Annotated in this window: 25 protein-coding genes; 14 read left to right on the forward strand and 11 right to left on the reverse strand. The window is 62.5% G+C overall.

What is annotated here, in order from left to right; genetic code table 11:
• The first annotated feature begins 1 nt into the window (after position 1).
• From GQR91_RS18805 to GQR91_RS18855, 11 genes are all read left to right on the forward strand, one after another.
• The gene (locus GQR91_RS18805) at positions 2 to 340 is read left to right on the forward strand and encodes a TrbC/VirB2 family protein (RefSeq protein WP_235904129.1); all 339 of its coding nucleotides are present in this window, start codon (positions 2 to 4) and stop codon (positions 338 to 340) included.
• Positions 333 to 674, forward strand: a complete 342-nt coding sequence (locus tag GQR91_RS18810) for a VirB3 family type IV secretion system protein (protein ID WP_149683158.1) — start codon at positions 333 to 335, stop codon at positions 672 to 674. The genes GQR91_RS18805 and GQR91_RS18810 overlap by 8 nt, the downstream gene beginning before the upstream one ends.
• Positions 667 to 3,033 carry a VirB4 family type IV secretion/conjugal transfer ATPase gene (locus GQR91_RS18815; RefSeq protein WP_149683159.1) on the forward strand — a complete coding sequence of 789 codons (2,367 nt, stop codon included), beginning with the start codon at positions 667 to 669 and terminating at the stop codon, positions 3,031 to 3,033. Before GQR91_RS18810 ends, GQR91_RS18815 begins: the two co-directional genes overlap by 8 nt.
• A gap of 1 nt (position 3,034) precedes the next feature.
• On the forward strand, positions 3,035 to 3,760 hold the full coding sequence (locus GQR91_RS18820; protein ID WP_149683160.1) for a TrbJ/VirB5 family protein: 726 nt from the start codon (positions 3,035 to 3,037) through the stop codon (positions 3,758 to 3,760).
• Between the two features lies 1 nt (position 3,761).
• On the forward strand, positions 3,762 to 4,031 hold the full coding sequence (locus tag GQR91_RS18825) for a hypothetical protein (RefSeq protein WP_149683161.1): 270 nt from the start codon (positions 3,762 to 3,764) through the stop codon (positions 4,029 to 4,031).
• Between the two features lie 45 nt (positions 4,032 to 4,076).
• Positions 4,077 to 5,129: a TrbL/VirB6 family protein gene (locus GQR91_RS18830; RefSeq protein ID WP_249042679.1), complete on the forward strand. Its 1,053-nt coding sequence runs from the start codon at positions 4,077 to 4,079 to the stop codon at positions 5,127 to 5,129.
• A 402-nt stretch (positions 5,130 to 5,531) separates the two neighbouring features.
• Positions 5,532 to 6,209, forward strand: a complete 678-nt coding sequence (locus tag GQR91_RS18835) for a VirB8 family type IV secretion system protein (RefSeq protein ID WP_149683162.1) — start codon at positions 5,532 to 5,534, stop codon at positions 6,207 to 6,209.
• Between the two features lies 1 nt (position 6,210).
• On the forward strand, positions 6,211 to 7,218 hold the full coding sequence (locus GQR91_RS18840) for a TrbG/VirB9 family P-type conjugative transfer protein (RefSeq protein WP_149683163.1): 1,008 nt from the start codon (positions 6,211 to 6,213) through the stop codon (positions 7,216 to 7,218).
• Between the two features lies 1 nt (position 7,219).
• Entirely contained in the window at positions 7,220 to 8,536 is a 1,317-nt protein-coding gene (gene virB10 / locus GQR91_RS18845) for a type IV secretion system protein VirB10 (RefSeq protein ID WP_149683164.1), read from the forward strand.
• A 1-nt stretch (position 8,537) separates the two neighbouring features.
• The gene (gene virB11 / locus GQR91_RS18850; RefSeq protein WP_149683165.1) at positions 8,538 to 9,560 is read left to right on the forward strand and encodes a P-type DNA transfer ATPase VirB11; all 1,023 of its coding nucleotides are present in this window, start codon (positions 8,538 to 8,540) and stop codon (positions 9,558 to 9,560) included.
• 9 nt (positions 9,561 to 9,569) lie between these two features.
• Positions 9,570 to 11,492, forward strand: a complete 1,923-nt coding sequence (locus tag GQR91_RS18855) for a type IV secretory system conjugative DNA transfer family protein (protein ID WP_149683166.1) — start codon at positions 9,570 to 9,572, stop codon at positions 11,490 to 11,492.
• Positions 11,493 to 11,581: 89 nt separating this feature from the next.
• Here GQR91_RS18855 and GQR91_RS18860 read toward each other — a convergent pair whose 3' ends face one another.
• Positions 11,582 to 12,334 (reverse strand): helix-turn-helix domain-containing protein, encoded by a 753-nt coding sequence (locus tag GQR91_RS18860; protein WP_164727773.1) that lies wholly within the window; start codon positions 12,332 to 12,334, stop codon positions 11,582 to 11,584.
• A gap of 58 nt (positions 12,335 to 12,392) precedes the next feature.
• Positions 12,393 to 13,508 carry a branched-chain amino acid aminotransferase gene (locus tag GQR91_RS18865; protein ID WP_149683168.1) on the reverse strand — a complete coding sequence of 372 codons (1,116 nt, stop codon included), beginning with the start codon at positions 13,506 to 13,508 and terminating at the stop codon, positions 12,393 to 12,395.
• A 127-nt stretch (positions 13,509 to 13,635) separates the two neighbouring features.
• Between GQR91_RS18865 and GQR91_RS18870 the strand changes: the two genes are divergently transcribed.
• Positions 13,636 to 14,127 carry an Lrp/AsnC family transcriptional regulator gene (locus tag GQR91_RS18870; RefSeq protein ID WP_149683014.1) on the forward strand — a complete coding sequence of 164 codons (492 nt, stop codon included), beginning with the start codon at positions 13,636 to 13,638 and terminating at the stop codon, positions 14,125 to 14,127.
• Between the two features lie 18 nt (positions 14,128 to 14,145).
• Here the strand turns inward: GQR91_RS18870 and GQR91_RS18875 are convergent, their stop codons facing one another.
• The 4 genes from GQR91_RS18875 to GQR91_RS18890 all read right to left on the reverse strand — a co-directional run bounded on the left by GQR91_RS18875 (position 14,146) and on the right by GQR91_RS18890 (position 20,403).
• On the reverse strand, positions 14,146 to 14,793 hold the full coding sequence (locus GQR91_RS18875; RefSeq protein ID WP_235904106.1) for a YitT family protein: 648 nt from the start codon (positions 14,791 to 14,793) through the stop codon (positions 14,146 to 14,148).
• Positions 14,790 to 16,157 carry an MFS transporter gene (locus tag GQR91_RS18880; protein ID WP_160146819.1) on the reverse strand — a complete coding sequence of 456 codons (1,368 nt, stop codon included), beginning with the start codon at positions 16,155 to 16,157 and terminating at the stop codon, positions 14,790 to 14,792. The genes GQR91_RS18875 and GQR91_RS18880 overlap by 4 nt, the downstream gene beginning before the upstream one ends.
• Before the next feature lie 113 nt (positions 16,158 to 16,270).
• Positions 16,271 to 18,274: a S9 family peptidase gene (locus tag GQR91_RS18885; RefSeq protein WP_149683016.1), complete on the reverse strand. Its 2,004-nt coding sequence runs from the start codon at positions 18,272 to 18,274 to the stop codon at positions 16,271 to 16,273.
• Positions 18,274 to 20,403 carry a TonB-dependent receptor gene (locus tag GQR91_RS18890; RefSeq protein WP_235904107.1) on the reverse strand — a complete coding sequence of 710 codons (2,130 nt, stop codon included), beginning with the start codon at positions 20,401 to 20,403 and terminating at the stop codon, positions 18,274 to 18,276. The genes GQR91_RS18885 and GQR91_RS18890 overlap by 1 nt, the downstream gene beginning before the upstream one ends.
• A gap of 202 nt (positions 20,404 to 20,605) precedes the next feature.
• Between GQR91_RS18890 and GQR91_RS18895 the strand changes: the two genes are divergently transcribed.
• Entirely contained in the window at positions 20,606 to 21,181 is a 576-nt protein-coding gene (locus GQR91_RS18895) for a TetR/AcrR family transcriptional regulator (RefSeq protein WP_160146820.1), read from the forward strand.
• A gap of 323 nt (positions 21,182 to 21,504) precedes the next feature.
• On the forward strand, positions 21,505 to 21,726 hold the full coding sequence (locus GQR91_RS18900; RefSeq protein ID WP_260173210.1) for a penicillin acylase family protein: 222 nt from the start codon (positions 21,505 to 21,507) through the stop codon (positions 21,724 to 21,726).
• Between the two features lie 25 nt (positions 21,727 to 21,751).
• Here GQR91_RS18900 and yghU read toward each other — a convergent pair whose 3' ends face one another.
• From yghU to GQR91_RS18920, 5 genes are all read right to left on the reverse strand, one after another.
• Positions 21,752 to 22,645 (reverse strand): glutathione-dependent disulfide-bond oxidoreductase, encoded by an 894-nt coding sequence (gene yghU, locus GQR91_RS18905; RefSeq protein WP_149683019.1) that lies wholly within the window; start codon positions 22,643 to 22,645, stop codon positions 21,752 to 21,754.
• A 46-nt stretch (positions 22,646 to 22,691) separates the two neighbouring features.
• Positions 22,692 to 23,708 carry a histone deacetylase family protein gene (locus GQR91_RS18910; RefSeq protein ID WP_149683171.1) on the reverse strand — a complete coding sequence of 339 codons (1,017 nt, stop codon included), beginning with the start codon at positions 23,706 to 23,708 and terminating at the stop codon, positions 22,692 to 22,694.
• 281 nt (positions 23,709 to 23,989) lie between these two features.
• Positions 23,990 to 24,643 carry a hypothetical protein gene (locus GQR91_RS18915; RefSeq protein ID WP_149683020.1) on the reverse strand — a complete coding sequence of 218 codons (654 nt, stop codon included), beginning with the start codon at positions 24,641 to 24,643 and terminating at the stop codon, positions 23,990 to 23,992.
• A 197-nt stretch (positions 24,644 to 24,840) separates the two neighbouring features.
• On the reverse strand, positions 24,841 to 24,966 hold the full coding sequence (locus GQR91_RS19845) for a hypothetical protein (RefSeq protein WP_260173207.1): 126 nt from the start codon (positions 24,964 to 24,966) through the stop codon (positions 24,841 to 24,843).
• A 50-nt stretch (positions 24,967 to 25,016) separates the two neighbouring features.
• Positions 25,017 to 25,379, reverse strand: a complete 363-nt coding sequence (locus GQR91_RS18920; protein WP_149683021.1) for a hypothetical protein — start codon at positions 25,377 to 25,379, stop codon at positions 25,017 to 25,019.
• Between the last annotated feature and the right edge of the window lie 54 nt (positions 25,380 to 25,433).

Here is a 25,433-nt window from a genome sequence, read left to right on the forward strand (position 1 = left end):
GATGGAGACCCGCATGAAGTTAACGTCGAAAATGGGCCGACTGATGTCCGATCGCCGCGCCCGGCAGGTGGTCGGCCTGGTCGGCGCGGTTGCCTTGGTGGCGATCGCGCAGCCCGCACTCGCGCAGAGTAGCGGGACCGCGATCGAGGGCGGCCTCAACACGATCAAACAGTGGATGGTTACGATCGCCGGCGTGGTGGGCGTGATCGCGGTCATGGCCGTTGGATATGCGAAACTGACCGGCCGCATGGACTGGGGACGCGCCGTCACCGTGTTGATCGGCATCGGTATCATCTTCTCTGCGACCACGATCGTCGGTTGGATGAGCTCGGGTGGCTGACGTCGATAAGCTGGCGGAGGATAAGGTCTTCCTCGCGCTGACCAGGCCATCGGTCTTCATGGGGCTGCCCCTCGAGGCGATCATGCCGATCATCATGGTCTGTATGGTGCTCTGGGGGATCATGCACAATCCCTTCTACCCGCTCGCCCTTTTCGGCGCGCTCTACTTCCCGGCCCGGATGGTGGTTCATTACGACTACAATGCTTTCCGCCTCTGGGGACTGTGGTTTCAGACCGTCTTCCTGTCGAAAAATCGCAAGTTCTGGGGTGGGGGGAGCTATTCTCCCGTTCGCCTCGGCAAGGCGGTCAGGCGCAAGCAGTTCGGCAATGACTGACACCAAGTTGAAGCATAAGCGTGTCGCCCTGCGCGAGGCGGACGACGTGAAGTTCATTCCCTATACGCGGCACGTCGACGACACCGTGATAATGCTCGAAGACGGCTCGCTGATGCGAATGTATCGCGTCGACGGGCGCCCGTTCGAGACCAGCGACGTCGCCGAGCTCAACACCTGGCATAGCAAGCTCAACATCACTTGGCGTTCGATCGGCGACGACCGTGTTGCCTTGTGGACCCATCTTGTCCGGACTGCGACGGACCCGGTTCTGGGCGGCGAGTTTCATTCGGATTTCGCCCGTCGACTGCAGGACCGATACTCGCAGGCGCTGCGGGAAAAGGTACTCTATCACAACGAGTTTTATGTGACGCTTGTCGTGCGCCCATCCAACATGGCCGGCGACCAGATGTCCAGGTTCTTCGGTCGCCGCAAGAACCCGATTGAGTTCGATCAGCGCGCGCTCACGATCATGGCGGATAAGTGCCGCGACTTTGAGACCCTCCTCGCTGAGGCGATGCCGGAACGGCTGTCGATCTACGAGCATGACGGCATCCTGTTCTCCCGGCCGATGGAGGTGCTGCACTTCATCCTCACGGGTGATCGTATTCGCATACCGCTGCTCGATGGACGTCTGGGTCAGGCACTCTACCAGTCACGCATGGTGTTCGGGCGCGAGGCGGCCGAGATCCGACTACCGCACAAATCGCACTATCTCGGCATGTTCGGCGTTCGCGAATATGTCGCGAGTACGCGAACCGGGCAGTTCAACAGCCTCCTCAAACTCGATTTTCCGTTCGTGCTGACGCAGAGCTTCGCCCCGCTCGTTAAGCAGGCCGCCAGCGAACGCTTCTCGAAAAAATATAAGCAGATGACGTCGTCGGACGATGCCGGCGTCAGCCAAGCGATGGAGCTGCTCGACGGACAGGACGAACTGATGGCGAACCGCTTCGTCATGGGTGAGCATCATCTGTCCATCTCGGTGATCGACGAGGATCCGAAACGGCTGCTCGACAGGCTCTCGATCGCGCGATCGGCTGCCGCGGATACGGGCATGGTCATGGCGCGCGAGGATGTTGCGCTCGAGGCCGCCTTCTGGGCGCAGCTTCCGGGTAATTTCCGGATGCGAGCCCGTCCAGCAGTCATCAACAGCCGCAACTTCGCCGCGCTGAGTCCCTTCTACACCTTCCCGTCAGGGAGGCGATCCGGCAATCACTGGGGCGACGCGGTGACGCTGCTCAAAACGCGCGCAGGCTCATCCTTCTGGTTCAACTTTCACCGCTCGGACATCGGTCACACGCTGATCATCGGACCGACCGGCGCCGGTAAGACGGTACTGCAGAACTTCCTTCAGGCGCAGCTCGAGAAGACCGGCGCGCGTCAGGTCTTCTTCGACAAGGACCGTGGCGCGGAGATCTTCGTCCGCGCCTGCGGCGGCACGTATCTTACTCTGCGGAACGGCGAGCCGACGGGCTTCGCGCCGTTGAAGGGGTTATCCCCGACAAAGGACAACATCGCCTTTCTGCGGCAGTTCATCCGCGTTCTCGTGCGCCGCGAAAACCGCCCGCTCTCGGTGGGCGAAGAGCGCCTGATCGACGACGGGATCGATGCCGTGATGCGCCTGCCTGCTTCCGCACGCTCGATCGGGGCGCTGCGCGAGCTGCTCGGATATGCGGACGCGGAGGGTATCGGGGCTCGGCTTGAGCGATGGTGCCAGGGCAGTGCGCTCGGTTGGGCGTTCGATGGTCCGGTCGACGAGGTGTCGCTGTCCGCCCGGTTCGTTGGGTTCGACATGACGCAGTTTCTGGAGAACCCGGAGATCCGCACCCCGACGATGCTCTACCTCTTTCATCGGGTGCAGGAGTTGCTCGACGGCCAACGGGTCGTTGTCGACATCGACGAGTTCTGGAAGGCGCTTCAGGACGACGCGTTCCGCGCTTTCGCGCAGGACGGACTGAAGACCTTTCGGAAGCGCAATGCGTTCATGGTGTTCGGCACGCAATCGCCGGCCGATGCGCTTCGCTCCCCCATTGCCCACTCGATCATCGAACAGACGGCGACAAAGATACTGTTGCCGAACTCGGACGCAAAGCGCTCCGACTACTGCGACGGGTTGGGGCTGACCGAGGCGGAGTATCGACTGATCCGTGAGGATTTGACGCCAGAGAGCCGCTGCTTCCTGGTGAAGCAGGGCCATACGTCGATCGTCGCCAAACTCGATCTCGGCAGCATGCCCAATGAGCTGAAAGTGCTGTCTGGCCGGGCGGAAACGCTGGTCGCCATGGACGAAGCCATCGCCGTCGCGGGTGACGATCCGACCGACTGGCTTCCGCTGTTCTACGCCAATGAGAGGAGAAGCTGAGATGTGGATCAAGCATGCCCTGATCGCGCTCGCGACGTCGACCGCGATGACCGTCGTTGCAGCACCCGCTGCGGCGCAGGGAATTCCGGTTTTCGATACGACCACCTATCTCCAGGCGCTGCAGACTGCCCGCCAGACCCTGACGATCGTCGAGCAGGGTCGACAGCAGATCGAGACGGCAGCGAACCAGCTCCAGTCGCTGCAGAAGCTGACCAACATGAGTGAGATCGCGTCGACCCTAAATTTGCCTCAGGTCCGCAACATTTTACCCAGCGCGACCACCGACGCGGCGACCCTCTTGAGCGGAGACTTGTCGAGGCTGGGACCGCTTGGCACACTCGCGTCGAACATTCAGGCGCGATACCGCGTCTCGGCGTCGGGTTCGTCAGAAGCTGATGAAGCCTACAATCAGGCGTTGCGGGTTTCGACCGGCTCGGCGGCTACAACAGCCGCGCTCGGCGAAAATACGTTGAGTGTCACGCAGGCGCGCACGCAAGGTCTGGACCAGCTTCGGCAGCAACTCGCGAGCGCCCGCGACCCCAAAGACGTCATGGATCTTCAGGCTCGTATCGCAGTCGAACAGGCTCAACTGCAGAACGACATGCTCAAGATGCAGGCGATCCAGATGGCACAGGCGGGTGCGGCCAACCTGGCGGCAAGTGCCGCTCAGGTATCGGCTGGTCGCAATGAGTCCGCATTTTTCCAAGCGAACACGATCCGGAGGTAATATGAAGAAGATCGTCCCCCTGTGCGCGCTTCTGGCGGTATGCGGTTGTCAGCAGAAGGTCGCTGTCCCCAACGCGCAACAGCTCGTCGCCGATCGTGCGCTGCTGACCGAATGGCAGCGCAAATGCGACACTGGCGAATACAGTCAGCTCGCGGCCACGGAGAAGGCCGACCTGTGCGCGACGACACAGGAGGCAACCATTTCCGTCGCGCAGATACAGGCCGGCATGAAGGACTCCGATTTCTTCAAGGCGAATTCGCTTCGGAAGTGACCGACACTCCGCGCATCCGCTCGAGATCATCAGGATAGACGCCGCATGGCCGCCCCTAACATCATGACGCTGTTCACGACCATGTATGGCTATGTGGAAAGTGCGATCGCCGGTGCCGTTGCGACGTTCGGGGCGGGATTGGTCAGCTTTGTCGCTGCGCCGCTGGCCTTGGCAGCCACCATCTACTTCCTGCTGCTCGGCTTTGCCGTGCTTCGGGGGGCAATCCAGGCACCGTTGCGAGAGCTCGTGTTCCAGGCAGGAAAGGTCGGCTTCGCTCTCGCGGCCGCCAGTGCGGTCGGGTACACGACCTTCGTCGTGAACATCGCGACCGACCTGCCCGGGCAGATCATCGCAGCCGGGTCCGGGACACCGGTCACCAACCCGGGCACCACCTTCGACACCTATGTGTCCGACACGGGCAAGCTGGGACAGCGGATGGTGGACGCAAATACGAAGGTGCAAGCGCAATCGTCGCGGGGACTCACAGACTTTCGCACGCCGCTCATTCAGCTGACCTGCTCGCTGGTAACCTATATCTGCATAGCGATTTTGTACGTTTTCGCCTTCCTGTCCGCATCGATAGGATTCTGCATCGTCATCTTCGCCAAACTGGCGGTTTCGATCTGTGTCGCGCTGGCGCCGCTGGCCCTCGCCTGCCTCCTCTTCAATTCCTCGCGCTGGCTGTTCGATGGCTGGCTCAAGCAGACCGCCAACTTCATTCTGTTGATGGTGATCATGGCGATCATGACGAGGTTCATCACCGGCCTGCAGGAAGCGGCGATGGACGGTATCCTGGGGTCGATCGGTGACGGCACTGCCTTCGTGACGACGGAAAACACGTACCTGACGCTGAGCGCCGGCGTGATGGTCGTGGCCACCATCTCCTGTTCGGCAATCTACATCGTCGGCTCGATCTTCTTCTTCCAGTCGCCAGCTATTGCCTCGGGGATCGCTGGGGGCGCGTCGTCGGGCGGCCACGGCTTCTTGATGACGGGTGCTAACATGATGGCCAACCGCCTGATGTTCCGCCGGGCCACCCAGGCCGCAGCCCCAGCGAACCGCGCTGCCAGCGGCGGCTCGATCAATCGGGCAGCATGATCGGATCCATGCATTCCTCCCCCAAACCGATGCTCCTTCCCCGACCGGGCATCAACAAATTTGGAGTTCGTATGAAAGGGTTGGCCTTTGTGGCGATAAGCACGCTGGCGGTTGCCGGCTGTGCTGGCACACCTGCCAAGAAAGCTGCCGTCTGCGACGGCAAGCATCGCCGGCCGGCGAACGTCTACGGCAGCGTTCTGCCGACGCTCCCGATCCCGGTCCCGGCGTCTCAATCTGGAGCGCGGTCGATGGTTGCACCGGAAGCCGGAAGCCCAAGCTCGGAGCCAACCGCAGCCCCGGTTTTCCCTTCGGTCGACAAGTCGCAGCCGGCGCACGGGCCGCGATTGTCCCGTCGAAACATCGCGCGCTCCTACTCTTCATGCTGACTAAGGAAACGACGCCATGCCGGCGGTGAAAGCGGAGAATAGAGAGCAGTATTTCGAGGCTTCAAGAACCTGGGAGTACGATCGCTTTCGCGCGGCCGCGGGCCGAGAGAAACTCGCATGGGTGATCGCTGCAGTCGCGGTGTTGCTTGCAGTCGTAGCAGTGTTCGCCGTGGCGATGCTGGCGCCTCTCAAGACGGTGCAGCCTTATGTAATCCGGGTCGATCGATCATCGGGGGAGACGCAGATCGTCACGGCGTTGAAGGGGCCGCAGCCCCGCACCTACGAGGACGCGGTCAATCGCTACTTCATCTCGCAATATGTTCGGCTGCGCGAGGGTTGGCTGAACGATGCGGCTCGCGAAAACGCGTATGCCGTCATGTTGATGAGCGACCAGAACGAGGCGCAGCGGTATCTAAGCAGAGTACAGGCGAGCAACAGAAACGCGCCGTCCAATGTCTACGGCGATAAAGGCTTTGTCTCTATTGCGATCCGCTCGATCAGCTTCCTGAGCCAGAACGTGGCTCAAGTGCGCTACTCGAAGATCATCAGCTACGGCCAGAGTGCTCCCATCGCGCAGAACTGGAACGCCATTCTAACCTTCAAGTACACGACGGCGCCTGAGCTTGAAAAGGATCGAAATATCAATCCGCTCGGCTTCCAGGTCGTCAACTATCGCTCGGACCCGGAGGCGTGACATGAACGATCCGTCGCAGAACCACGAAAAACCAGATCGCGTCGTCATCCCGTTTCTGCCCGCGCTGCGCGAGAAGGTGGAGGCTGGCCTGTCGCCGCGGGCAAGCGCGCTGAACGTGACATCATCCGGTAGCACAATCTGTCTCTGGCGCGCGATCTGCGCCATCTGGCATCGCCTGGTAGCCCTGTCTGCGGTCGGCTTGATCGCTACATCAATGGTCCCCCGTTCGGCGCACGCCTCTGAGACGCCGCGGCCGGGGTCGAAGGACTCCCGGCTGCGCAACGTGAACTACGACCCCGATCAGGTCATCGCGATCGTTGGCAGCTTCCGCCACGCCCTCGAGATCCAGTTCGGCCCAGGCGAAACGATCACCCAGGCCGCGCTGGGCGACACGGTGTCGTGGCAGATCGCGCCCGTCGGTAACATCGTATTCCTGAAACCACGGGAGCGCGCCGGGCCAACAAACCTGATCGTCGTCACCAACGCCGGCGGGGCGGCACGCACCTACCACTTCAACCTTTCGCTCGGGACAGCGGGCGCCATGTACGGCGTTCGTTTCCGCTATCCGCGCGAAGAGCGTGCACTGACGGCGCTCCAGGCGCAGGTCGCCCAGGCACAGGCTGCAAAGGCGATCGAAACAGGCATTACCACCACGGCTCTCGATCATGCAGTGATCGAGGGGCGGCGTAACTCGAACTACACCGTCCAGGGAGATGCAGCGCTTCAGCCAAGCGAGATTTCCGACAACGGCGAATTCACCGTGCTTCGATATCCAGGGCACGCCGACATTCCCTCTATTTTCGCGGTCGACGTGGACGGCACCGAAACCATTGTTCCTTATGATGTCCGCGAGGACTTTGTCGTCATTCACGCGGTCTATCGGCAACTCCGGCTTCGCCGCGGCACCACGGTGCTGTGCATCTTCAACGAGGCCCCTCCCCGCAACGAACGTGGCGATCGGACCGGAACGGTTTCCAACGTCGTGGAGCGCAAGGTGAAGGACCAGTAACATGGCCGAAGCAATCATCGACCGCGGCGGCACGGTGGGTCCCGATCCCGTCGCGGCGCAGCAACCGGAAACCGCGGTGACCCGTAACGGAGGCTGGGGAAATATCGCTCTGGTCGGCGCCGGAATTGGCCTGATCGGTGCGATCGGCGGAATCGCCATCGGCTATGGGGCCTTCCATCAGCCAACCAGTTCCACCACGGCCGTGCCGCCTGCCAAAGCCAGCGAACGCAGCGTCGACGAGGTGATGGCTAACCCCAACGCGCAGCGGGCAGCGCTCGCCAATCAGCTCGGCCAACCGGGCGCGCCTGCGACTGACATCTTCGGGCGACCGATAGTGCCAGCGGCACCGGCGGTCGATGCGAGCGGCAATGTCGTGGCAGCGGGTGGTGCCGCAGCCGGCCCGGCTACGATCGCAAACGGCCAGCAGACACCAGCCCAGCGACGCGCGGAACAAGCGCGGCTCATGGCGGATGCCTCTCGGCGTTCACCGATCATGGCGTTCGGCTCGATGGGATCAGGCGCGCCAGCGTACGCGGGCGCGAACGCGGGTGGCGCGGCGGCGCGCCGGGACCAGGACGATCTTCAAGGCCGCAGCGACCGCACAGAGGGGCAGTCGATGGTAGCAGGCCGGAACCTCGGCGGCAGCGGATTTGAAGAGCCGAGCGGCGCCGCTACTCCGACGGGAAAGGGCTCGACGGATTTCAGCGAACAGCTGAGCCATTCCACGATACAGACCGTGCGTGCGACGATGGTGACGGATCGCAGTCTCCTGCTGAGCGCCGGGACGGTCATTCCTTGCACCCTGCAGACGGCGATCAACTCGACCCAGGCTGGCTTCGTATCGTGCGTCATCAACCATGACGTGTTCTCCGAGAACGGCCGTATCGTGCTGCTCGACAAGGGTACGAAGGTGCTTGGGCAATATTCCGGAGGCATCACGCAGGGGCAGGCGCGCCTCTTCGTCCTCTGGACGCGTGCGCTGACGCCGCGGGGCGTTGCGATCGATCTGGGGTCACCTGCGGCTGACAGCCTTGGTCGTGCAGGTTTGCCCGGGGGCGTCGATACGCAATTCTGGTCCCGCTTCGGCCTCGGCCTCGTGATCTCCGTCCTGGAGGATGCGTCCAACATCGCAAGCCGAGCCGTTCAGGGGGAAGGCACCTATTCAACGCAAGTGCCCGGGAACACGGCCAACACGGTCCTCCAGCAAACGATGCAGGTAAGACCCATCCTAAAGAAGAACCAAGGCGATACCGCCGCGATCTTCGTGGCCAAGGACTTCGACTTCCGGTCAGTGTACGAAGTTCGCTTGAGGCGCTGACATGGCGTCAAGTTCCGTATCGCTGCTTTACGCCCATAATGCGGAGCCTATCAGCCGGCATCTTGAGCGGCCCGATGTCACCGAACTCGTCATCAACGAACCCGGGCTGATCGGGCTCGAAACCCGTGCGGGTTGGGAGTGGCATGAGGAGCCCGCACTCGACACCGCGTCGCTGATGACGCTCGCACGGCTGATCGCAGGCTGCACCAAGCAGGACGTCAGCGCGGAATATCCCATCGTTTCCTCCGTCCTGCCTGGCGGTGAGCGTGCCCAGGTCGTTGTTCCCCCGGCCGTGGAGCAGGGCTTCATCTCGATCACGGTTCGCAAGGCGTCGGGCGTGATGATGGACATCGATGACTTCGAGCGGGCGGGGCTCTTCAGTGAGGTGCGCGCCAAAGGGCTGCACGAGGAGGTCGATGCCGAATTGCTGAGACGCCGCGTAGTTGGAGACTGGCCGGGTTTCTTTCGCCTCGCGGTAGAAGCGAAGAAGAATATCCTCATCTCCGGGGCCACGGGCTCGGGGAAAACCAGCTTCTCCAAGGGCCTCATCAAGTTGATCCCGGAGCATGAACGTATCCTCACGATCGAGGATACGCGTGAACTCGTCGTGCCGCAGCGCAATCGCGTCCATATGATGTACGCCAAGGACGGCAAGGGCCTGCAGAAAGCTGGGGCAAAGGAGCTTCTCGAGTCCGCCTTGCGGATGCGTCCAGACCGCATCCTTCTTCAAGAGCTGCGGGATGAAACCGCCTTCTTCTATCTCAGGAACGTCAACAGCGGCCATCCTGGTTCGATCACCACGGTGCATGCCAACACTGCCGAGGGAGCGCTCGAACAGCTCACGCTTCTCGTCAAAGAATCGGAAGGGGGTAACGACCTCGATCGGCACGACATTCGAGCGCTGCTGCGCTCCCTCGTCGACATCGTAGTGCAAATGGATCGACTGCCGCCGGGCGAGGGGCGACCGGCCCGCTATCGGATGACCGAGGTCTGGTTTGACCCGGCGGGCAAGCCCCGCGACTGAGGAGGGTGCGTGAACGGCAAGTGGGTGCGCAGCAGCGAGGGGGCTCAGCCCGGCCCTATTATCTTCCTGGCGGTGATCGGGTTGGCGGTCAGCGCCGCGCTCGGTGCCGTGGCCGTTCTCTGGAGCGCGCATCTGCTCAACGCTGGCACAAAATGGCGGATGGTGCCGGGGGCGCTTTGGGCGATGCGCACCTATCCGATCGTCTACACGCCGTTCCTCATCGGTTTTGGCGTCGGCTTGGCGCTTACAACCGGCATGATTGTGTCGTCGCTTTTTCGACGTCAGACGCTTCATGGTGAGGCGCGCTGGTCGCGCCCCGGCGAGGTTCGCAAGGGCAAGCTGCTCGGCAAATCGGGTATTGTCCTGGGCAAGTTCGGCGGCAAGGTGATGCGGTTCGACGGATCCGAGCATGTGCTGTTGGAGGCTCCGACACGCGCCGGCAAAGGGGTCGGGGTCATCATCCCGAACCTTCTCGACTGGCCGGATTCACTTGTGGTGCTCGACATCAAACAGGAGAATTGGGACCATACAGCAGGCTTTCGCCTGAAGGAGCTGGGGCAGCGGGTCGTGCTGTTCAATCCCCTCGATCCTTCCGGGCGGACAGCCCGTTACAACCCGCTCAGCTACATCAATCGTCGCGATCCGGTGGAGGTGATCAACGAGCTTCAGAAGATTGCGGTGATGCTCTTTCCAGATCCGCTGACGGGCGACTCGTTCTGGGCCGAGGGCGCGCGCACGGCGTTTCTCGGGGTCGCCGCCTACATCGCCGCAACGGCCGACGATGGAGAGGACGCCCTCCCCTTCACCTTCGGAGAGGTCTACCGCCAGTTTGCCGCCGGTGACGCACAGCGACGGTTCCCCAAGATCATCGAGCAACGAAAAGCGGCCGGCAAACCGCTTTCCGGCGGCTGTGAGTCCGCGATCCGCGACTACACGTCCTCCTCGGCGAACACCTTCACGGGTCTACGCCAGTCGGTCACCGCGAAGGTCAACGCATGGCTGAACCCGTATGTCGATGCGGCGACGTCCGAGAGCGATTTCGATCTCCGTGAGTTCCGCGACCAGCGCATATCGTTGTACCTCGGCGTGTCTCCCGACGATCTCGATCGAGCCGCACCGATATACGGCCTGCTATTCCAACAACTCGTCGATCTGAACGTGCGCGAGCTTCCGAAGGGAGGTCGACACCAGGTGAAGGTGCTACTTGCTCTCGATGAGTTCGCCAGCCTAGGCAAATGCACCGTGCTGGCAGACGCCTTTAGCTATGTCGCGGGCTATGGCCTTAGACTCTTGCCCGCATTTCAATCCATTGAGCAGATCCAAGGAGTATATGGCGACAAGGTTGCCGCCGACATCGAACGCAACTGCGCTGTACGGCTCGTTCTACGCCCGGCCGGCTTGTCCGACGCGAAGAAGATTTCCGAACAGCTCGGCACCTATACCTTCAAATCCCGATCTCGCTCGAGAAGCACTTGGGGTGGCGGGGGTGGCTCTACGTCGCTTTCCGACCAACGGCGGGCGCTGATGCTCCCCCAGGAAGTAGAGATGTTACCTGAAGATGACCTTCTTGTGTTCCGCCGCGGGATGCACGCCACTTACGGCAGGAAGATCCGCTATTATGCGGAGAAGAGACTGGCGGCCCGCACGAGGATCTCGCCCCCAGCGATGCCGGTAATTCGGATCGATCCAACGGTGGCTCGCAACAGCCTGCGTGTCATACAAGCTGCCGAAGGTGACGACCTATTAAAAAGCTCAGATTCCCAAACACAGGATCGACGATCGAAAGCCGACGCAATCTTACCCGATAATTTGGGAAACGGCAAAATACGGACCGATTCCGCAGCTATTGCTGCTTCGATGGCGGTTCCTCCCTACGCGAGAACAAAGGCGCTATTTGATCACCTTGTTTCAGTACGTGTCCGGCCGACGTGACGTGTCGGTTCTGAGACGGCCAGCGTTACCGTATCAGTGCGATATCACAGTCGTGGCTTGGCCAGCGTAGCGACTCTCGTTAGCGTCGGTCAGCGCTCGGATAAAGCGGGACAGGGTGGTAGGTGCACCTGACGGCGTGTGACAGAGGGCGGGACGCCGAACCGGCGTCCGAAGGCGCGCGTGAAAGCCGCGTTGTTTGAGTACCCGCAGGCATGGCCCACCGACGAGATGACGAGATCGGAGGTGACGAGCAGCCGGCGTGCCGCGTCCAGCCGCGTGTGGGCCAGATATTGCGCTACGGATTTCCCGAACATCAGCCTGAACCCTCGGCTCAAAAGCGATCGGTTCAGGCCGCATGCGCGGGCGATGCCGTGAAGTGTCAGGTCCTCGGCAAAGCGCTGATGGATCAAATCCCGGGCGCGCACTACGCGCCTCGCGTCGAACTCAGACAGGTCTCGAGAACCTGATGACGGTGTGAGAGCGCCTGCCGTAAGCAGCTCGGCCGTGCGACATGCGAGCTCAGTGGCCTTCGCCTGGATATACAGCCTATCGAGCCGACCTGCCGGCCTCCTGACGCGCATATCTGATAGGATCCCCCTCAGCTCCGGGCAGAGGTGCCAGCTACCCGATCGAAGGTCGGCATCAATGTCCGCGACAAACCCGCGATCCAGCGCGATCACGACTTCATCCCCGCAGGCATCGGCGGCCTCTCCATCCACCTCCACCACGACGAAGGCGTCGGTCCTGATCGCCGAGAAGGTCATGAGGATCGTGCTATCGCCACAGAGTTGGATGTGCGGGCGCTGGATCGCATCGCAGGTTGCGCCCGAGGCAAGGATCATCAACCGCGCTCGTAACACGCTCGTCGTTGCCGTTCCTCCGGCTGCGGCGCTCGCGCTGTCAAACATATGCGACGTTACGAGCCTTCCACCCGCTTCCCAGCTTGATGGAGTACCTCCACCCGTGCGGGTCGTCGGCGCGGCCCCTCTGGATGTCCTGCAGAAGGTCGCGGAGTTCCGCAGTCAGCGAACCGCAACTCCCATCGGCCACAATGAAATCGCCCGAGGCGAACCGGACTTGGCCAACGGGCACGATCGTTGCCGCTGTGCCGCACACGAACGTCTCGACCAATCGGCCGCTCGCCGCGTCGGAGCGCCATTGGTCAAAGGAGTAAGGGCGTTCGGTGACGCGGCGGCCCGCCTGCCTGGCGAGGGTGATGACGGCGTCCCGCGTGACACCGGGCAGGATCGTTCCCAATGGTGGCGTCACCAGCTCGCCGTCGTCCAGAACGAAGAAGATGTTCATGCCGCCCAGCTCCTCGATCCACCGGCCTTCCGCGGCGTCGAGGAAGACGACCTGATCGCAGCCTTGCTCGATCGCTTCCGATTGTGCGATCAGGCTGCCCGCATAGTTGCCGCCGCACTTCGCAGCGCCAGTCCCACCGCGTGCTGCACGGCTGTAAGTCTCCGACACCCAAACGGTGATCGGCTGCGCGCCGCCTTTGAAGTATGATCCAACGGGGCTCGCGATAACGCAGAACAGGTAACGTGAGGCAGGTCTGACGCCGAGGAAGACGTCGTCGGCAATGACGAAGGGGCGCAGGTAGAGGCTACCGTCTCCATCTGGAATCCAGCGTGCATCGACATTCACCAAGCTCTCGATGGCCTCGAGGAACAAGTCTTCGGGCGGACATACCATCGCCATGCGTTCGGCCGATCGCGCCAGGCGCCGAGCATTCTCCACCGGTCGGAACAGCAATGCGTTTCCGTCGCACCGATACGCTTTCATGCCCTCGAAGATCTGTTGACCATAATGGAAGGCGGCATTTGCGGGATGGTAGGACAGCGGGGCGACTGCCTCGATCCGCCCATCGTGCCAGCCGCGCTCCACGCTCCAGCGCAGCGTTGCCATGTGATCGGTGAAGACGCTTCCGAACTGTGGTTCGCGCAGCAGAGCCGCCCGCTCGGCATCTCCGACCGGCGTCGAATTCTGGAGAAACTGAAACGTCGACAAAATCCGTCCCCTACCACCTTTTTGCTCAGGTAGATTACACGAGGTCGGCGACACGTTGTTTCCAAATCGCGCTATCAATCTGCGTTACGGTAGGGCATTTGACCTATGCCAACATGACTATGAGGCGGCTTTGGACCAAGAAGTCAAACTCGACCCCATCGACAGACGGATCCTTCGTCGCTTGGCCGACGACGGTCGGATCAGCTGGCGCGACTTGGCGGAGGCGGTGGGCCTATCGCTTACACCAACGCTTCGCCGCGTACGGCAGCTCGAAGAGCGTGGGATCATTGCAGGCTACTCCGCCCGACTGGACGAGGACGTTCTCATGGGCGGCATGGTCGCGTTCGTGTCGGTGACGCTCGAACGTCAGACGAGCGAGGCGATCGGGGCGTTCGAGCAGCAGGTGTCTAATATGCCCGAGGTGATGAGTGGGCATCAAATGTCGGGAGGTGCTGACTTCCTCCTTCGCGTTGTGGTGCGGGGGCTCGAGCACTACCGCACCTTCCTCGAGCGGCTTACCGGTATCGGCGGTGTTGCACACGTCCAGAGCAGTTTCGCTTTGAAGTCTTTCGTCAATCGAACCGCGCCGATGATTCCCGACCTCCCGACGCGTCGTCGCTAGCGAGCGTCGCCCCTCGGTCTATGAGAAGCCGGCGTATCTGCCGGGTCGGTGCCACAGGAAGACGACTGTCCCGACAGCCACGACACTCACCCCGGACCATAGGATGCGATCGAGGGGCAGGAAGGCGGCCGATACCGCGAGGATCGTCAAGTCGATCGCGATCTGCGTCCGTCCAGCGTTCCATCGCCGCGTCTTCTGCAGCCAGAGCGTGACGACCCCTACCCCCCCGACACCGGCGCCATGTCGCGCGACGGCGAGCGTTCCCATCCCGATCAAGTTGCCCGCCGCGATCGCGGCAACGGCCGGATTGCCACTGGCGATCCGCGTCGTCGTCTCCACAAGGAGCGTCAGCCCGGCGATCCCGATGCTGACGGCGATCGTCCGGACGGTGAACCATCCCCCCATCATACGCGCCGCGAGCCAGAAGAACGGCAGGTTGAGGAGGGCGAACAGCGGCCCCGGACTGACCGGCATTAGGCTTGAGATCAGGAGAGCGATCCCAGCCGTCCCGCCCGTCACTAGGCGGGCCGCGTGGAGCATGGCAAGTCCGACCGCGATCAGCACGCAGCCCACGGCGAGCGCATAAGCGTCCTCGAAGCGGCCATGTCGAAGATCGGGAACATTGCCTTGCTGTTCGACGCCTATGGCCCGCGGAGCTTCGTTCACCAGCCCGCCTCCGCCGAGGTCACCGCCGCTCTCAGGCGCAAGACAGGCCGTTCCGCCGCATAGAAGAGGATTACCATCATCGACCACGCCGGTAGTGCGGTCCAGGTGATCGCGGAAAGGAGAGCCTGCGGCGTATTGCCGAGCAGCGAAGATACAGCGCCGATCAGTGCGGGGGCGATGCCGCCGACGATGCCGGCCGCGATTGTCCAGATCGCGAGGAAGCGGGCACGCATCGCGCTCGGCACCATGTCCTGGAGCACGGTTGGGAGAAGCGATCCGACCGCCGCGCTGGAAGCCATGAAGATGACGAACAGGATGAAACCACCGGCAGCGCGAGAGATGAATTGAAGCGCGAAGAGCGCAGGCAGGGCTGGCAGGGCGGCACGCCAAGCCAGCCGGACGGCGATAACGCTGACGGGCTCCGACGCGGCCAGTAGGGTGCGCTTCAACAGCATAGAGGTCAGGCCGGTGCCGGCCAGGGTGCCGAGCGCAAGGCCGACACCGACGCCTACGCCATTTGCCAACGGACTAGCGCCAAACAGGCGCGTGCTCGCCGTCGGAATCCAAATCAGCGCACCGCTGCTGGCGAGCATGAAGAGCAGGAAGGCACCCACGATGAGGACGACGGGACGCCGTTGGACGGCAAGGTGCGTGAGCAGCGGCGATCCGAGTCGCTGTAGCGCTACGGGCTGGCGGCGATCCATTCGCACGCAGGCCAGCAGCGCGATCAGCAGCGGTGCGGAGCATCCAACGATGGCGAAGGCCAGCCGCCACGCGGCCGTCGAACTCGATCCGACCGGCATTGCGATTTTCGCGCCCTCTACGCCCGAAGCCAACGCGCCGCCAATTATGTAGACGACGGACGCGCCGAGCAGGCCGGCCATGTAGAAGACAAGGTTCGCGGTAAGGCGACGTCGACCGGTGAACAGGTCGGGAATTACCGCGAGAACGACCGGTCCGAGACCGGCTTCCGCAATGCCGATCAGCGCAGTCGCCCCGAACAACTGCCACATTCCATCGGCGTACCCACATACCAGCGCGCCCGTCGCCCACACGAGGATGCACGCTCCGAGCATGATGCGGCGGTCGTAACGATCTGCGAGCCACGCGATCGGATAAGCGCACAGGAGTGACGCGCCGGCAAAACCGATCCCCAGCGTCACGCCGAGGTTGCGATCGGAAAGCCGGAGGTCCGCCGCGATCGCGGGTGCGAGAAGCGAGAGCATCTGACGCCCGAGCAGCGTGAGCAGCGTGACAGCGAGGAGGACGCCGAGTGCAAACCAGGCACGCGGCGGCGTCGTATCCGCCTCATCACCCGGCGCAGGGGCTGCCGGCTCGCAGACGGTCTCATTCGTTACGTTCAAGCGCGCCCCCTCGGGCATGCCAAACCCGCAGATGGATCGCCTGCGGTTATGGCAGTAAAACGCGGGCGTGGCGATCCGGAGCGTCGAAGAGCGTCGACGAACGGCGATATACCCTAACGCTCCTTCTTCAGATATTTGTCGAACCACGCCACCGTGCGCACGGCCGCGTCGATCTGGTTCTCCCGCTTTACGAAGCCGTGCCCCTCCTCGGGGTAGAACTTCGCGTCGACGATGCGTCCGTTATCCTTCAGCACCTTCACCATCTGCTCCGCCTCGAAAGCGGGGACACGAATGTCGTTGGTGCCCTGGAGAACCAGGAGCGGCGCCTTAGCGTCGCGCAGGTAGGTCATCGGACTTGTGCGCTTGTAGACTTCGGGATCAATAGCCGGATCGCCCAGCAGAGCGGTTACGTACTCACGGAGCGCCGGCGACGCGCGTTCGCGCATCGTTTTCCAATCGACGATCCCGTACTGCGCCACGGCCGCCGCCCAGAAGTCGGGCATGCGGCCGATCGCCATCGCTGTCATGAAGCCGCCGTAGGAGCCGCCCGTGATTCCGATCTTCTTGGGATCGGCGTAGCCCGATGCGATCAGCAGCTTCGCTGCCGCGGCTTCGTCCTCGAGGTCGCGCCCGCCCAGGTCCTTTCGGTTCGCGATCTCGAACGCGCGGCCGTAGCCGGTCGAGCCGCGCGGATTGGGCGCGATCACAATGTATCCCCGCGACGAAAGAGCGGTGGCGAGGCGGTCGAACTCGTCGGTCGTCTGATAGGTGGGGCCGCCATGCGGCATGACCACGACCGGGGCCGAGCCGTCCCGCTTCAAATTCCACGGCATCCAGAGGATGGCGCTGACCACCGTGCCGTCTGCACTCTTGTAGTTGACGACGCTGGTGCGGGGCAGCGCGTCCGGGTCGATGCTCGCGAGGCTTAAACGGGTCAGTCGCGTCGTTTGACCGGTCGTTAGATCATGGGTCCAGTAGTCGAAGGGTGCCGACCCTGAAGAATGGGGGAACAGGAGCTGATGACCATCGGGGGAGAAGGCCGGCAGCAGGCCGAAAGGATCGCTGACCCGGCCATCGGGAAGCGCCAGCCGCCTTGCGCGCTTCGCGGCAACGTCGAAGACATAGACTTCGTCGCGGCCGTTCACATTGGCGCTGGCAACAACCGACCGACCATCGGGCGAGAACACGCCCGCGACCTGCGGCCAAGGCCCAGGGTTCACCGCCGCGCGCTGTCCACTGGCTAGATCGAGGACGACGGCTTGCCGCAACCCTGCCGCGTTCTCGCTGGTGAGCGACAGCAGTTTTCCGTCCGGCGAAACCGCGGTCAGCGCCTCAAATGGCGCCTGCGCTCCACCCGCGATCTGCTTCGCCTTGCCGGTAGAGACCTCAACACGCCAGACGGAGCTGTTCGCCAGCGAGTTCGGCATCCGATTGGCATAGACGTAACGCCCATCGGGGCTGAAACCCTTGGGCAACCAGTAGACTGCCTCTTTGTCGTCCGTCAGCACGCGAACCTTGCGTGTCCTGAGGTCGATCACCGCCAAATTACTGGTAGCGGAGGTCTTCTCCCGCGTATTGAAGGCGAGCAGCCTGGAGTCCATTGAGACGGCGAACGGTCCGCTCTCCGTCACCTCTGCCGTCGAAGTCAGGTTGACCGCCTCTCCGCCGTTCGCAGGAATGGCGAAGATGTCGTAGATCTCAGCTCCGCCCTTGTCGGAGGCGTAAACGATCGTCTTCCCGTCCGGCGTTGCTATTGGGAAGAAGGACTTGTCCTCCGACTGCTGGAGCTGGAGGGGAAAGCCGCCCCCCTTGGGAACGCGCCACAGATTTATGCGACCGGTGATGTCGGGCGCCATTAGGACCTGTCCGTCCGGCAGCCAGCTGGCGAAGTAGCTGGAGCGGGTGAAGAAGAGGTCGGCGACCGGCACGGGCCTGGCGTCCGCCTTCGCAGGCGACGTCAGGCTACGCGGATCGGTCAGCGTCCTTGCCGGCGTACCCGTGAGCACGGCCGTACCTGGACGGTCCGGGTTCAACCGGTCGGTCTGAGCGAAGGTCGGCGCCGCAAGCGCGCACACACCCATCATTAGGACAGCGCGAGAGGTCGCGAGCCGGTTCATCAGCGCACCGACCCGCCGAAGCGTGCGGTCAGCTCCAGGCCGATGGTGCGCGGCCGCGTGCGCACGGCGATGATGTCGTTGAGGGTCGCCGTGAGCGGCGTCACCGTGCGGAAGCTCAGCGCCCCCCTTTCGTTGGTGAGATTGTCAACGAACGCCGCGATCGACAGGTTGGCGAGATCGAAGCCGATCCTAGCATCGACGAGGTCGATGGTGTCACCCGCCCGATAGATCGAGAAGGTCTGGTTGGTACGCGGAGAGCTATGCTGCCAACCCACTCGGCCGAAGGCGGCCACAGCTTCGCTGATGTTGGTCCGGTAATCGGCCGAGGCATTCGCCGTGAACTTGGCGACATCGTCGACCGGCGTACCATCGACGATCCCCGTGCCAGCGACTGCGCCGGTATATTCGGCATCGTTGTAGGCACCACTGGCGCTGAGACTGAGGCCCCTGAACGGGCGCACCACGGCGCTGAGCTCGACGCCCTTAGTGTGGGTGCCGTTCGAGTTGATAAGGCCGTTGAAGCCGGTGGTGCCGATCGGGAAGCGGACGGTGACGTCATTCCAGTCGGTGTAGTAGACGGCGCCCTCCACGGTGAGAAGGCGATCGAACAGATCGGCCTTGGCGCCTACCTCGTAGGTCCAGAGATAATCCTGCTTCAATGTGGCGGGCAGAGTGATCCCCGAGATGCCGGCCAGCGCCACAGCAGTGAGTGGCTGGAGCTGGCCAGGGCGGAAGCCTTTCGCGGCGCTTGCATAGATAGTGCTGCGGTCGCTTGGATGCCACGCGACGCTGAACCGCGGATTCCAGCTCATGTACGTGTCTTCAGGCTTAGCCGTCCCGACCGTACCCGTGAACTCGGTTCCGCTCCGCTTCTCCTCATAGTACCGCAGGCCGGCGGTCAGGTCGACGTTGAGGGAAGGCAGCTCATAGGTAGCCTCGCCGAACACAGCCTTGGCATCGGATTTGGTGCGATCCCGGCTGTCGAGCCCGAATAGCGCGAAAACCGTCGCATCCTGCCGGAGCGCGTTGCGGAGATAGCCGCCGATCGTCCACTGCAAACGACCTGAGCCGTTCGATGACAGACGAACCTCATGGGAATCGACGTCGATGCCGATCGGAGCCGTGATGGTGCCGCCCAGGTACGTGCCCGATTGGATCGAATCGAAGCTATTGTGAGCGTACCCGTAGAACAGCGCTGCACCGCCGAAGTCGTAACGTGCCGTAGCGCCGTAGAGCTCGTATCGGGTACTCGCCCCGAGCGTCAGCGCGAGAGACTGGTTGCCCTCATCGGTCGCCTGGTTGTTGCCGCCGGGCAGATCGGCGCGATATTTCCAGTAACTACCGGTGATCGACAGGCGGTCGGTGGGGTCGAAACGCGCTTTCGCACGGAAGGTGGTGAAGTCCTGCTTGTTGACGTTGCTAGTGCCGGCGGTCGGATTGTCGATCCAGCCATCGAAGTGCTCGGCGGTGCCCGCAACACGGACCGCGAGCACCCCGGGAATGATGGGGGCGTTGAACGCGCCCTTGATGCCCCGGTTCGTACCGCCATCCTCGGTCGAGGACAGGAACGAGGTGCCCTTCGCTTCCCATTCGTTCAGGTCGGCGCCCTTCGTTAGGATGCGGACCGTGCCGCCCATCGAGCCCTCGCCAAACAGGGTGCCTTGCGGCCCGCGCAGAACCTCGACGCGGTCGAGATCCCAGGCGCGGACGTCCGGCGAGATCGGCACGGTGACGCCGGTGAAGGGTAGATCGTCGAGATAATAGCCGTTCTCGTTCGCGCCGAGCGAGGTCGAGATGCCGCGGATGGTGATCTTCTGCTGACCGTTGCCCTGATCGTAGATGCCGACGCCTGGCGCCTCTTGCAGGAAGTCGGCGAGATTGTCCGCACCGCGCCGCTCAAGCGTCTCGCCCGTCACGGCTGACAACGCGATCGGCACGTCCAGGGCTCGCTCCTCGCGCTTCCGTGCAGTGACCACGATGTCGTCCGGCGCGCCGGCCGATGTACTGACGGGTTGGTTCCGCTCGGCCTGAGTGGCGCCTGCCTGCGCGAAAGCGGGCGACGCGAGGGTCAGCAGGAGCACACTCGCCGAGCACGACGCCATCATCCGGGTTTTGGACATCAATTTCATTACCTACCCCCTCCTCGACGCGTCTCGCGTCTCGCGTCTATGCGATGGCGTCGCAACGATGGAGCAGCCGCCACCATCAAGAAGGTGCGAAACCAATAAAAGAGATGGTGCGCTCGGTTTTTTATTTTAGCAAGCATCTTTTTAGGGCAGAACGGCAAAGTCGCGGGTAGAGGGTATTATGCCGAAGCGGGATGAGGCTTACATGCGCGCGCAGCGCGACGGGATCGCTCGGGCGGCGCTCGGCGTGCTGCTAGAGAAGGGCGTCGCCAACACATCGCAGCGGGACATCTGCAGCGCCGCCGGTGTCTCCGTCGGGGCGCTCTACACCCACTTTGCGACCATCGAGGAGGTCGTCGTCGCCGCCTGCACCTTGGGGAACGAGGAGTTGCCTCCCCTTAAAACGTGCGAGACGTGGGATGAGTATGTCGAATTTAATGTCGCCAACGTCTATGATTCTCGCGTAGCCGACGCCGCACGGCGCATCCGCCTCGCATTCGAATTCGCAGCGAAGATCGTGACGATGGATAAAGCGCCGGCTGGCGTCGCTGCGATCCACGACATACAGAACAACTACATCCGAGATCAGCTACAACGTTCGTTCGACCGCGGGGAGATCAGCCTTCCGCTTGGTTTGGCAACGACGACCATGATTCACGTCCAGGCTCTCGTAGGCGCCTCCACTCAGCTCGCAATGAACCCGAGCCTTAATCGAGACCAATGGATTACTTCCTTGATCCGAAGCCTCGAAATTACAGCCGGCCGCGTGCGCATCCAATAGCCAAATTTTACGTTCCTAGGCCGCGAAATTCATCGTACGACACTTCCTCAACGTATGAAATGCGCACTGGTGGCCGAGGCGTTCTATCGGATACTTGAACGAAAATGCTGAAACGGATGTACTTTCGAGTTGTGACCGCCAAGCTATCGAAGATGCAAGCCCGTGCGATGCCGCTTATGATTGAGCGACTTCTTTGGGACAAGCGCTTTAACGACCCACAAGCAGACACTCAAGCGCACTGCGCTACGACCCACAAATAGCCATTCGTTCATATCGGTTCGCAGTTTTAGAGTAAGCCCGTCAGACAAGATTTTGCTTTTGTTCTGGATGGGACTGACTCATGGAGGCGTTACGCCGATCCGCTGAAGGCGATGACCGTGATGGCCGTGATGGCCGTGATGGCCGCGGGCCAGAGCGGCAACCCGGCATCGCCGCACTTCGCCGATCAGATTCGGCACCACGCAGAACGCGGGCTGCGCCCGGTATATTTCCATCCCGAAGACCTGAAGGGACATGTCAAGCGCGGCTACCACCCGGGCGGCTGACATCAGTCCGTGCGGCCCCAGCGCGTCACGGCGTCCGGCTTTCCACCGCCGCTCTTTCCAGCTTGTCCTGCGTCCTGGTGTCGAAGTCGCCCGCATCATGGCGCTCGTGGAGCTGGCTGGCGGGATCGCCCATGATCCGGTTCACCATCCGGCCACGCCGGACTGCCGGTCGCGCGCCGACCAGGTCGGTCCAGCGCAGGACGTTCTTATATGCGTCCACCTCGAGAAACTCGCCGGCGTCATACACCTGCCCCGTCACGAGCGCGCCGTACCAGGGCCACACCGCCATGTCGGCGATCGAATAGGCATCGCCCCCGACATATTCGCTCTCGCCCAGGCGTCGGTCCAGGACGTCGAGCTGGCGCTTCGCTTCCATCGCGAAACGGTCGATTGCATATTCGATCTTCACGGGGGCATAGGCATAGAAATGCCCAAAGCCGCCACCCAGCATCGGCCCGGCACCCATCTGCCAGAATAGCCACGACAGGACCTCGGCGCGCTTTGCGGCATCGGTCGGGAGGAACGCGCCGAATTTCTCGGCGAGATAGACCAGGATCGATCCCGACTCGAATACCCTGATGGGGTTCGCGCCACTGCGATCGACCAGCGCGGGGATCTTGGAATTGGGATTGACCTCGACGAAGCCGCTGCCGAACTGGTCCCCCTCCATGATCCTGATCAGCCAGGCATCATATTCGGCCCCCCTATGACCGGCGGCAAGCAACTCCTCGAGCATCACGGTCACCTTCACGCCGTTAGGCGTCGCGAGCGAATAGAGCTGTAGCGGGTGCTTACCGACCGGTAGCGCCTTCTCGTGCGTGGCACCGGCGATCGGGCGGTTGATGCTGGAAAAGCGGCCTCCGCCTGACTTGTCCCAGGCCCAGACCTTGGGCGGCGTGTAGTCAACGATCTCGTTCATCAGGCTTCTCCGTAATCTCTGTTGTGCTCCACCGGCATGACCCGCATCAGCCGTTCGACGACAGGCCGGCTAGGAATGCGGCGACATTGTTCCCGAGTTCGGCTGCGGCGTATCCGCCTTCCATGACGGTGACGGTCGGCAGGCCCGCTGCCGCAATATGTCTGGCCAGTGCCGCGAAATCGTCGCGCTGCAGCGCGAAGTGCGAGATCGGGTCGCCGGCATAGGTATCCGCGCCGAAGGACAAGACCAGGAACCGCGTACCGAAGTCCGCGATCGCCGCCAGCGCACGGTCGAGTGCGGGGCGATAGGTCCCCCAGCCCGTTCCCCGCGGCAGCGGCAAGTTGAGCGTGGCACCCCGCCCCGCCCCTTCCCCGTCCTCGTCGGGGTGCCCCCAGTAGAAGGGATAATCGGCAACCGGATCGGCGTGGATCGAGACGAACAGGATCGAGGGATCGGCCAGAAATATATCCTGCGTGCCGTTGCCGTGATGATAGTCGACGTCGAGGATCGCGACCGGACCCAGTCCCCGCCGGCGCGCTTCGGCTGCGACGATGGCGGCGCTGTTGAGGAAACAATAGCCGCCGCAGTAATCGCGGCCGGCGTGATGGCCCGGCGGGCGGCACAAGGCGAAGGCGCCGGAAGCGCCCTCGGCGACTGCATCGAGCGCAGTCAGCGCGGACTGCGCCGACCAATAGGCCGCATCCCAGGTGCCGGCGGCGATCGGCGTCACGGCATCATAGCTGTAACGGCCGAGCCGCGCGTCGATCCGGGTCAGGTCGATCGGACGGCGCCCGACAATCGGCCACGCATAGCCGATCGCATCGCCTGTGCGCCCGGCGGCCCGCCAGTCGGCATGTGCGATCTTCAGGAAATCGAGATAGGCGGCATCATGCACCGCCAGCAACGGGTCCATGCCGAAGTCCCGCGCAGGTCCGGCCGGCCCGATCGCCGCCAGGATCGCCTCGGCACGCGCCGGCGTTTCCTGAAACGCGGTCCAGTCGCCGTTGTGCATTTCGCGGGCTGGGGCGTGCGCAAGCTGGCGCCCGTCAAACACGATCTTCATCATCACCGCCCAACGCGCTAATCCGACCAGAGGCACCATGACGTGCCACCCGCGGGTCCGCCGCCTGCGCGTTACATGCCGTCATTCGGCACGGCGTGACGACCCACATCCGGCCATTCAGGGCGCCCGAGGCGCTTCCCAGCTTCGGTCATTCGTTCATGTCGATCAATCGGGTCTTCGGCAACGTTGGGTCGGCGATTGGAACGGCAAGGTTTGTGACAATCCTGCCGTTCCAAGCGGCTCCGCTGTATGCCGGCTCCGGCTCATAACCTGCCGGTCAGTTAGCCTAACGGCCAGCCCGGCCAAGCCGGATCCAAGCATATCTTACGCAGCACGAGGATCTGCGGGTCGAAGCGCATCATATCCCCATTTTCCCCATGTCGTATGTCGAAGCCGCGTTTCTTGATACCTATGCGGGAGACCAGATCCTCAAAGAATTCCTGCCCGAACTCCGGCTTGCCGACAGCCTTGTCCCGGTGGCTGCGGAAAACTTCCAGTGAATCCTCGGACCATTCCAGATAGCCTTCGTTGGGGAAAAACAGCACCCTGGCCGATATGTCCTGGGAACGAACCATTTCGCCCGCCACTTTGTAGTTCAGCGTTATGGCGAGGCGCCCGCAAAGCAGCGCGAAGCCCCGGATGGTCCACTCGGGATACGGTAAAAGCGATCCTACCAACTCAGGCTGGTCATCGTCGATCGTCAGTTTGGCGGAGCCGAAATCCTGGTCGCGCAGCTTTCGATCGAGCTGCTCGATAAACGCGAAGAAATCCGCGTTGATGCACCTAACGAAGGAGGTTACCGTCGCGGTGTAGCGTTCCAGTTTCTCGGACGCCGCGATTGTGTTGGCAATCACATTACAGCGATGCCGCATTTCCGAGGTAATTTCGTCGGTCAGCGCATTGATGTCGAAGTCAATATACGCGGGCATCTGCATCCGGGAACCCTTCCTGTGCGAACGCCTGACGTCCTGCCGCACCCGAACGCTTTTGGGGAGAGGGTAGCGACCCGCATAGCGCCCGGATACAACAAGTCAGTTGGCGAGGACGGGGGTACTGAGTCATCATGCGTTTCGAGGTAGCGACTGATCTCGGTGTGATCGGCTCCCTGTTCGAGCGCGTCGTGCGCATCGGCTCAGAGCGACACCACCAGGTGCTCCGTGGGCGATGTCGATCCCATGGCGTCGGCGAGCTCGGCAGCGACTGCGAAATCCTTCGCCATCATACCGAGAGCAAAGCCGCCTTTGAACATGCCGGTCACGCGAGATGCATTTCTACCTGATTTCGTTAGGGCAACTGGCGAGCTTTCGGCTAGCTATAGAAGAGCAACGTCGGTTCTGCTTTTAGCCAATCAAACACGTAAACACGGATGAATGACGAAATTTGGTGGCGAGCTGCCGCGTACTCTCCTTCGGCAAGACCCAAATCCTTTCGTTCGTGGCCTCTTTCCGGCTCCTCAGCCTCTGCTAGTCGTTCATGTTGATCGAGAAGCGATTCGACCGCATTTTCCACCTCGTCCATTCCGAGGAGGTTCCGCCAAACACCTTCGAACTCGATGGCAAGCGTCGCGATGTCGCTACGTCTTCCAGATCTTGGAACGGTGGAGCCAGCGGCGTGCCCTTCAACCACCCGCACGGCCCCGACGCGTCCCGAACGACGGGGCTGTTCTCGCAAGCGTTGTCCCTTCGTAGTATCCAAGTTAGCCCTACAGCGGGTACAGAGCTGGGA

The organism is Sphingomonas carotinifaciens (genome assembly GCF_009789535.1).
Taxonomy (GTDB): Bacteria; Pseudomonadota; Alphaproteobacteria; order Sphingomonadales; family Sphingomonadaceae; genus Sphingomonas; species Sphingomonas carotinifaciens.